The sequence below is a fragment of the Peptoniphilus rhinitidis 1-13 genome, assembly GCF_000246925.1.
In the GTDB taxonomy this organism is placed as follows: Bacteria; Bacillota; Clostridia; order Tissierellales; family Peptoniphilaceae; genus Peptoniphilus_A; species Peptoniphilus_A lacydonensis.
Window position 1 is genome coordinate 1 of the sequence record NZ_BAEW01000027.1, and the last position, 9,712, is coordinate 9,712.

The 9,712-nt window shown below is 29.4% G+C and carries 8 protein-coding genes; all 8 read right to left on the reverse strand.

Going from position 1 to position 9,712, the window contains the following annotated elements; all coding sequences use genetic code 11:
* Positions 1-46: 46 nt before the first annotated feature.
* Positions 47-1,270 carry an MFS transporter gene (locus RH95_RS08875; protein ID WP_010248447.1) on the reverse strand — a complete coding sequence of 408 codons (1,224 nt, stop codon included), beginning with the start codon at positions 1,268-1,270 and terminating at the stop codon, positions 47-49.
* A gap of 154 nt (positions 1,271-1,424) precedes the next feature.
* The gene (locus tag RH95_RS08880; protein WP_010248450.1) at positions 1,425-1,907 is read right to left on the reverse strand and encodes a hotdog domain-containing protein; all 483 of its coding nucleotides are present in this window, start codon (positions 1,905-1,907) and stop codon (positions 1,425-1,427) included.
* Between the two features lie 128 nt (positions 1,908-2,035).
* The gene (locus tag RH95_RS08885; RefSeq protein ID WP_010248452.1) at positions 2,036-3,556 is read right to left on the reverse strand and encodes an ABC transporter permease/substrate-binding protein; all 1,521 of its coding nucleotides are present in this window, start codon (positions 3,554-3,556) and stop codon (positions 2,036-2,038) included.
* Positions 3,553-4,287: an ABC transporter ATP-binding protein gene (locus RH95_RS08890; protein WP_010248454.1), complete on the reverse strand. Its 735-nt coding sequence runs from the start codon at positions 4,285-4,287 to the stop codon at positions 3,553-3,555. The genes RH95_RS08885 and RH95_RS08890 overlap by 4 nt, the downstream gene beginning before the upstream one ends.
* Positions 4,288-4,657: 370 nt before the next feature.
* Entirely contained in the window at positions 4,658-5,155 is a 498-nt protein-coding gene (locus RH95_RS08895) for a GNAT family N-acetyltransferase (protein ID WP_010248456.1), read from the reverse strand.
* A gap of 144 nt (positions 5,156-5,299) precedes the next feature.
* Positions 5,300-6,658 carry a radical SAM/SPASM domain-containing protein gene (locus RH95_RS08900; protein ID WP_010248458.1) on the reverse strand — a complete coding sequence of 453 codons (1,359 nt, stop codon included), beginning with the start codon at positions 6,656-6,658 and terminating at the stop codon, positions 5,300-5,302.
* Positions 6,659-7,239: 581 nt separating this feature from the next.
* Positions 7,240-8,538, reverse strand: a complete 1,299-nt coding sequence (locus RH95_RS08905) for an ATP-binding protein (protein WP_010248460.1) — start codon at positions 8,536-8,538, stop codon at positions 7,240-7,242.
* Between the two features lie 638 nt (positions 8,539-9,176).
* A complete protein-coding gene (locus RH95_RS08910; RefSeq protein ID WP_010248462.1) occupies positions 9,177-9,515 on the reverse strand; it encodes an SdpI family protein in 339 nt (112 codons plus the stop codon).
* Positions 9,516-9,712: the final 197 nt, after the last annotated feature.

Consider the following 9,712-nt stretch of genomic DNA (forward strand, 5'->3'; position numbering starts at 1 on the left):
TTAATTTTTATTTAACCTTCTAGAGTCATCAAACTCGCCTTTCTTATTATTTTATTTCTCCTACCTTTAAGTAGAAAGGTATTGCCAAAATTTGTGCTGCAATAGAAATTGAAATCATAATAGGTATAGATACGCTATACATAACTCCCATTAACCAACTTCCCAAGAACCAAAAAATTCCAAAGGAACACTCAAATATTCCGTAACCTGTCGCACGATTTTTCTTTGGAACCATTGACGTTACAGCTGCTTTTAATATCGATTCCTGTGCTCCCATTCCAATTCCCCAAAGTACTAAACCAAATAAAAGTGCAGGAACACTTTTCATTCCAAATATAAAAACAGAAAATGGTGCAGAAATTATCGTAGAAATAACAAGGGCTTTTACTCCATTCTTATCATATATATGACCAAATACAAGAGCCGCCACTGCATCCACAAGCATTGCTCCCGCATATAAAAGTGGAATTGTGCCACTATTTATTAAATTTGAAGTTTCATAAAGGTTTCCTGCAATAGAAGTGTAATTTTTTGATATGTGCATAATTATTATTGAGTAGTCAATAAACCCAAAAGCAAAAAAAGAAATACCAACAATATAAAATATAAAAGACTTCTTCATTTTAAAAGGCACATATTCCTTTGGCTCTGGCTCAAAATGTTCTGGATTTGGAAATTTTTTCTTTGTAAAAAATAAAAATAAAATTGTAATTATTCCTGGGATAAATAAAAATGCAAAACAAGTTTTGTAAATTTCAAAAGTGCTACCTTCTGTTTTAAATAACATCACAAGATAAAGCATAACTGGTCCAAGAAATGCCCCAATTTGATCTAGCATCTCTTGTATTCCAAAGGATTTTCCCACACCTTCTTGACTTGCTGCAAAGGACATAATTGTATCTTTTGCTGGCTTTTTTATAGCTTTTCCCATTCTCTGAATAACTAAGAGAATTGATGCAGCAATCCATCCATTTTCTCCAACAAGAGCAAGTGCAGGCACAGCTAAAATATCCAAAATATATCCAAAAATCACCATTGGCCAATATTTTTTAGTCTTGTCAGTAATTCTACCAAATACATATCTCATAGAATATCCAATTAGTTCTCCGAGTCCAGAAATAAAACCAATAGTTCCCGCCGATGCACCTAAAAGAGCGAGATAAGCTCCTCTTATACTAGCAGCACCTTCGTGAGTCATATCAGAAAATAAACTTACAATTCCAAATAAAATTATAAATAACATTGCTCGCGAAATATTTTTTTTCTTCACACAATCACCCCAAAGTACTTTTTCATTATAGCACTTAATTATAAATTTTTATCTCTTTACAATAACTAAATTTGATTATATATTATTTTAAAGTTTTATAAAAAAATGACCTCAATCAAAATTAAAGTCATTAAAAATAATTTTTATAAATTTTTTACATATTGTCTTTTACGCCAACAGCAATCATTTTTGCCTTTGCACGAACTTCTCCATCAGCTTCCATAATCATATTTACAATAACTTTTCTGTCCCCAATTTCTTCTGCAGTAGCTGTAACAGTAATTTCTTTATCCATTGGAGTCGGCTTTTTAAAATCCACTTCAAGTCTTGCTGTTATAAATCTTCCAATAACTGTATCTTCTGTAAGTTCAAGTCCTTTATCCCTATGTTTAAACCAAGCTGCTGATGCAGTTCCATGGCAGTCAAAAATCATCGCAATCATTCCTCCAAATAAATTTGCAGGAACTCCTCCTGTATACATTTTGTCTGGAGTAATTTTTGTAATACACTCACTTCCATCTTCTGATGGATAAGATTTTAAATGCATTCCACTATCATTTTTTGGCCCACAACCCCAGCAATGTTGAAATCTTTCACCATAAGTTTCTTGGATTGCAATCTTTTTATTTTCAGTCATAACTTTCTCCCTTCACAAAATAATTTATCTATATTATTTTATCACATTCTATCTTAATTCTATTATATCCAATTTAACTTTGAGTAATTATTTTTAAATTATAAAAATCCCAATAACTTTTACTCTTATTATTTTTTCTCTATCAAATTTTCTTTTATTAAATAATCTCTTGCAACTTCACTTGCAGGTTTTCCTTCTACATCAACCTGATAATTCATTTCCGTCATTTCACGAGATGTTATCTTACCATCAAGTTCTCCCAAAGCCTTTTCAAGTTCAGGATATTTTTCTAAAGTTTCTTCTCTTAAAAGAGGTGCTGCTTGATAAGGTGGAAATAATTTTTTGTCATCTTCCAAAACTCTTAAATTATTTGTAATAATCTGACTATCTGTCGAATAGACATCTGTTAAGTCAATAGATTTATTGGAAATTGCAGTGTATCTAAGTGCTGGCTCCATTGTCTTCACTTCAAAATTCAAATCATATAATGATTTTAACCCTTTATTTCCATCTTCCCTGTCATTAAATTCCAAAGTAAAACCTGCCACCATAGAATTTTCTAATCTCTTAAGATCAGAAACTTTCGTAAGATTATTTTTCTCTGCATAATCTTCTCTTACTGCAATCGCATAGGTATCCTGGAATTTACTTGGTTTTAAATAGACTAATTTATCTTGCTTGTATATTTTATCTCTTGCAATTTCATAAACTTCTTTTGGATCATTTGGGATTTTAAAAGTGTCCTCCTCAATTAAAGAGCTTGTGACAGTTCCTGTAAATTCAGGATAAATATCAATACTTTTTGACTTCAAAGCTTCGTACAAAAAACTTGTCTTTCCAAAATTTGGTTTCACTTCTACTTTTATATCTGTCTTATCTTCTATAAGTTCTTTATACATATTTATAATTATTTCTGGCTCAGCTCCTAATTTCCCAGCAACAACTAGTGACTTATTGCTTTTCATTGTAGAGGGAATAAAACTTATTCCTAATAAAACTAGAACCACTACAAATGAAATTAAAATTGTCTTTGGCTTTTTATTTTGCAAATTTTTAATTATTAAACTAAATAACACTGCCAAAATTGCTGATGATATTGCACCAATTAATATTAAAGCTGAATTATTTCTGTCAATGCCTAATAATATAAAAGAACCTAATCCTCCTGCACCAACTAGAGCTGCAAGAGTTGCAGTCCCTATAATCATAATACTTGATGTCCTCACGCCAGACATTATTATTGGCATTGCAAGAGATAACTTATATTTTTTTAATTTTTCCCACTTAGTCATACCAAAGGCTGTTGCCGCTTCTTCTAATGATGGATCAATTTCAGCAAATCCTGTTACAGTTCCCTGATAAATAGGAAAAATTGCATAAATTACAAGAGCAGTAATTGCAGGCACCTTTCCTATTCCCATAAAAGGAATAAAAAGCCCCAAAAGCGCAAGCGAAGGTATTGTTTGAAAAATCCCCGTCACTTGTAAAATCCCTTCATTTACCTTTTTGTGATTTGATAAAAGAATTGCCAAAGGCACAGCTATAACTATTGCTATAATAAGCGACAATAAAGATATTTGCAAATGCTCAAAAAGACTAACTAACCAATCTGATTTTCTCTCATTAAAAGTTTCTATTAAAGTATTCATATGACGCCACTTTCGTTGTTAAAAAACTCACTTACAAATTTATTTTCAGGATTATCCATAATTTCCTTTGGTTCATCTATTTGAATAATCTTTCCTTCTCTCATAACACAAATTCTGTCAGCAAGCTTTAACGCTTCATTCATATCATGAGTTACAAAAACAGTTGTAATCTTATAATCATCATGAAGTTTTTTTATTAAATCTTGAAGTTGTGCCTTGCTTATTGGGTCGAGAGCAGAAAAAGGTTCGTCCATTAGAAGAATCTCTGGATCTGCTGCTATGGCTCTTAAAATTCCTATTCTTTGTCTTTCTCCTCCAGATAAATCTTTGGGAAGTCTATTTATATACTTTTTAGGATCCAATCCAACTTGTTCAAGCAATCTTTTTGTCTTTTTATTTATAGCTTTCTTATCCATCTTCTTCATCTCTGGAATAATGGCAATATTTTCGGCTACAGTTAGATTCGGAAAAAGAGCAATTTCTTGCAAAACATACCCAATCCTTAACCTTAATTCTCTTAAAGGATAATCTTTTATTTTTTTATCTTTAAATATTATATCTCCCTCAGTTTGTTCAATAAGTCTGTTAATAAGTTTTAATGTTGTCGTCTTTCCACTGCCACTTGGCCCAACTATCACAAAAAACTCTCCATCTTTAATATCAAAGTTGAGATTATCGAGAACTTTCCCACTATCTGGATAAGACATGGAAACATTTTTGTATGTTATCATTCTATTTTCCTCCCAAAATAAAATATCAACTAAACTATTAAATAAATCCCCACATATTTAATTTAAAGTTTACCCCACTCTATTATTATTAAAACTTATTAAAAATTTATATCATAAATTTCTTTTAAGATAAGTAACACTAATTTATTTAATAAAATCTCTGCATCCTTCCTTGTCGCTCCTTAAGTATTTTACTTTACAAAATCACCCCTTCTTTCATTAACTTTATTTTCCATTTTACACTCCCAATTTAAAATTAATATTCTTTTTTACAAACTATAATAAAAAATCTTTTGAACGAAGCCTTCGCTAATGTTTTTCCAATTGAAATAAAAGTATTTGACATACAGACTAAAAATCTTGTCAAAACTTATAAACTTAAAACCATAAAATCAGCATCATAATATTCATCCCTTATCTTTAAATGCTTTGGAATGGTAAATAATTTTTTAAACCCAAACTTTTCATAAAATTTTATAGCCCTAATATTGTCACTACGAACTTTTAAACTAATAATTTCAATTTCTCTACTTCTTGCAAACTCTATTAATTCATTTAGAAGTAAACTTCCTACGCCTCTTCCCCAATTATCTTTTATAACAGATAGACCAATTTCTGATCTATGGCTTGTTCTTCTAGGAAGTCTATTTAAATTTCCAATTCCAATGATTTTATCATCTTCAAGTGCACAAATAAAAATATTATTTGAATTTTCATCCATCTCTTCAATAAACTTCTTTTCCTCTTCTATAGATAGACCTATACCATCTGAACCATACGTTAAGTTATCCGTTTCACTTCCTACCCTTTTACAATAACTTATAAGTTCATTAGCATCACTAAGTTTAACTTTTCTAACTATAACCATAAAATATTTACCTCTCTTTCATTTACAAATAATTTCCAAGCTATAAAACTTTTACATCAGTTCTAATTTATATTTTTAATATTTTCTTATAAAAAAGATGCTCCTAAAAAGCAGAAGCATCCTATAATTTATTTTGTTAAATTTTTATTTATTTCTATTCTTTCTAGTCCATGGACTATTTTCCCACAAGTCTTCTGAAACAGGTTTCCATTCTACGGCATAGTCTTTACATTTATCACATAGTTCATCTACTTCTTCTTTTTCTAAAATGTCAGTAGACTTTGCCTTGGATTCTTTAACCATATTTCTAAGCATTTCTGGATTTTCAAGCATTGGACAAGGCCTAAGCATATTTTCATTAAAAGGTTGTCCATCATGATATGCCATAAATAGCGGTGACTGCAAACTTTCTATCAAAGATTTTTCTCTTATATTAGAATCTGAATAGTGAATAAATACACAAGGTTCTACATCACCATTTGCATTTATATGAAGATAATTTCTACCTCCTGCTATACAACCACCAATATATTCAGCGTCATTTTGAAAATCTAAGAAAAACATCGGCTTTCTTGATCTCATTTCTCTTAGATGTTCATAAACATAAGCTCTTTGTTCTGGCTTTGGAAGAAGTTCTTTGCCTGTTCCCTTTCCAACTGGCATAAAGTGGAAGTACCATGCAAATAACGCTCCTCTTTCTATCATTTCGTCTACAAACTCTTCGCTTATTATTGAGTCATAATTTGCAGATGTATAACAACAAGATATTCCAAAAGGTAGACCTTTTGCTTTAAGTCTATCCATAGCTTCAATAACCTTATTGTAGACACCATCTCCTCTTCTTGAATCTGTAGTAAATTCAGGGCCTTCAACGGAGATAGCCGGAATAATATTTTTAAGTCTTAACATTTCATCTGCAAACTCATCATCTATTAAAGTAGAATTAGTAAATATTAAAAATTCACAGTCACTATGTTCTTCACAAATTTTTAGCACATCTTTTTTGCGAACTAAAGGTTCTCCGCCTGTAAATATATAAAAATATATTCCAAGTTCCTTACCTTGTTTAATAATGTCATCAATCTCATCATAAGATAAATTTAAACTATTTCCATATTCAGCTGCCCAACATCCCTTACACTTTAAATTGCAAGCAGTAGTTGGATCTAACAAAATTGCCCATGGAACATTACATCCATATTTTTCTCTGCTTTCTTTTTTTAAATCTTCACTAAATAATCCTGCATTCAATAAAAAATTTACAACAAATTTATCAAAAACCTCTGGATCCAATCTGTCCAACATATTAATTGTATATTTATGATAGACATCGTCTTTATCTTTTACAATTCTTTCAATAAAGTCCATTTGACTTTTAAAAGCATCCGGAGAAATCTTTCTGCTTAAATTTAAAGCTTTTTCCAAATTCACCTCTGGATCCTTATGTATATATTTTAATGTTTGCTCCATACCATAAGTTTTTAATCTTTCACTTAAATTCATAATCCACCCCTAAAATTCTAACCTCTAAACATCATTCAAATCTTTTTCAACTTAAAATAAATTTTTTAATATATAAATTATTTTTTTAGAATTAGCATCATATAAAACACTTCTTAAATACCAACCCTCTTGCTATATACTCCAAACTCACATCTGAAATATATAAAGTGAAAAATCCCAAGAATTATGAAGAATTTTTCTTTACATTTATTAAAGCCTACAAGGCAAAATTAATAACTGTCCTATGTTCACATTATAGACTAGGACTAATTAGCTGTCAATTATAATTCCCTAAAAATGCCCTAATCAAGTTATAAAAATATAAGTATTAAAGAATAAAATTTCAAAAACTTCGAACAATTTTATAAAATATATTTACCCAATTAAAAATGAATTTCTCTAATAAATAATATATTAATCAAATATTAAATATTTTCACAATTAAACAAATTCTATTTTATATCTAAATAATAAAGTAATTACTTCCGCATGGATTGAGTTGTCATTATGGATAAAATTAAAAGTTTTTCAAAAGCTTCATATGTGGGAATATATCCTTAACGAATAAGTTAAGTTATTCATCATAAGTCCAAACTTTCCTTGTTTAACAAAAAATCAAATAGATTAATAGTGAGTATTCCATTTTCATCTAAAAAGGGGGTTATTCTATCTTTTACGATAATAATTTTCTTAAATGAGTCGTCAATATTTAACAGGGACGCTTTTTCTTGATTTATTTTTTCGATTGATTGAAGACTATAGGCGGATTGAATATAATATCTTTTATTTCCAAGATTGGCTATGAAGTCAACTTCCAGCTGTTTCTTTATATCTTTATTATTAACATTTTCCCTTTTCATGACCATTCCTACATCAACCATATAGCCACGATATCTTAATTCGTTATAAATGATATTTTCCATTAGGTGGGTTGGTTCTATCTGTCTAAAGTTTAATCTTGCATTTCTCAACCCTACATCTTCAAAGTATATTTTATAAGGCGTGCCTATATATTTTCTCCCTTTAACATCGTATCGATAGACTCTTTTTAAAATAAAAGAATCTTCAAAATAGCCTATAAACTTATCAATTGTATTTGCAGAAATTTTAGATTTTTTTATGGATTGAAAAGTTGAAGCTATTTTACTTGGATTCGTAAGACTTGAAATGCCTGATGCCAAAATATTGAGTAGGTCTTCTAGTTCAGAAGTTAAACGTATGTCATACCTATGAACAATATCGCGCAAATATACATTTTCGAGTTGCCCCTTTAGATAATTCATCTTATCTTCATCTGTTTTTATTAAAGCCCCAGCTGGTAAACCGCCGTAAACTTGATATTCCGCAAAAGCATCTTCTTTGTCGCCATCATAAGTTTGAAGAAATTCAGAAAATACAAGCGGCATAACATGAATTTCATCACCCCTACCTGCAAATTCAGTAATGACATCTTTAGATAAGAATTTAGAATTACTCCCAGTAACATAAACGTCAAAATTATCTTGACGCAAAAATCCATTTAAGACTTGCTCAAAAGATTTAAGCAATTGAACTTCATCTAAGAGGATATAAAATTTTTCCTTGTCATTCGTTTGGCTCATAATATAGTCTAAAAATTTTTTAGGATCTACTAATCTTTCACCACTTAGCAGATCTAAATCCATTAAATCTTCGCCAATTTTTAATAAATCCCTAGCCGAATCAAAGGCAAATTTTATAATATACTTATTATCTACTCCATTTTCAAGCAAATGATTATAAAATAGATTATTCAGCAAATAAGATTTTCCGCTCCTTCTAATTCCTGTAATAATCTTAATAAATCCATTATCTTTTTTTCGTATTAATTTATCTAGATAGTAATCACGTTTTATTTCCATAAACCTACACCTTTTTCTATTTAGAATTATTTCCGTTTTGGAACTTAATCTAAGTACATCATAAATGATAAACCCATGTAATTCAACTCTATTTAGAAATAATTCCATATAGGACCTATTTCGAAGTTAATTTTACATCGTTTGAATTAGTTTTTAATATCCTTAAAGTGTTTGTTAATTTTTCATTCAAGTACTTGACCATTTTTTCTTATATAATACTTATGGAACAAGCCCTTACCATAACATGGTGGAGCTATTTTTACAACTAAAAGACCCAACTTACACCACTTTAAGAGGCATGTCGGATTCTGTGGGATTTATTGTGTATTTAGTTTTTATTTTTGTCAATTTTCTATTTCAACTTCAACTGAAGATTTAAATATTACTTTAATCATTTCATCATAAACTATAATCTTTTATATTAGTTAATTTGTAATTGAAGCCACCGCTTACCTTCGCTATTACATTAGCATTAATAATTGTATTTACATTTGCGTTCATACAACATTCGCATTAGCAGCTAAAATTATAAGAATTAATACTACAACCCTAGACTCAATGTCGTCACCTTGTATTACCAGTTTATTTTTTCATTTTCAATATACACAACTTTATCTTTTTTTAATTCTTAATAGATTCTAACTATTTTCTTTTTTCGCCAAAGCATTATTAACTTTATATCCAATGATGAAGTAGAATAGCATTTGCAATACAACTATGATTGTCATAGTTGTATTAGTTAGACTATTACTAAATATTATTATAATATTTAGTAATATAAAAAATATAGTATATATGCGCAAAAGTTTAGCTGCATACTTATGGGCATAATTCCAGTTTTCTTTTGATTTCATACTTAATGCTGTTCTAAATCCACTATACTTACTTATATTTCCATTTGCTTTATACTTATAAAAGAAAGACAAAAGCAATCCTGCTATAGGTAATAAACTAATTACAATTTTTTCAAAATTCATACAAAACCCTCTAAAAATCCTAAAAGCTACTACTTTCAACACTATTATAACCTATAATCTTATTTTTGACATCAATACCACGCTCTCAACATGCGTTGTCTTTTGATTGGGAACATAATTTTTTATCCTCGTCATTCTTGTAGGAGCACAATTTATTAATATCATTGTCTTTGGCATTTTTTCTTTTATCTTTAAAA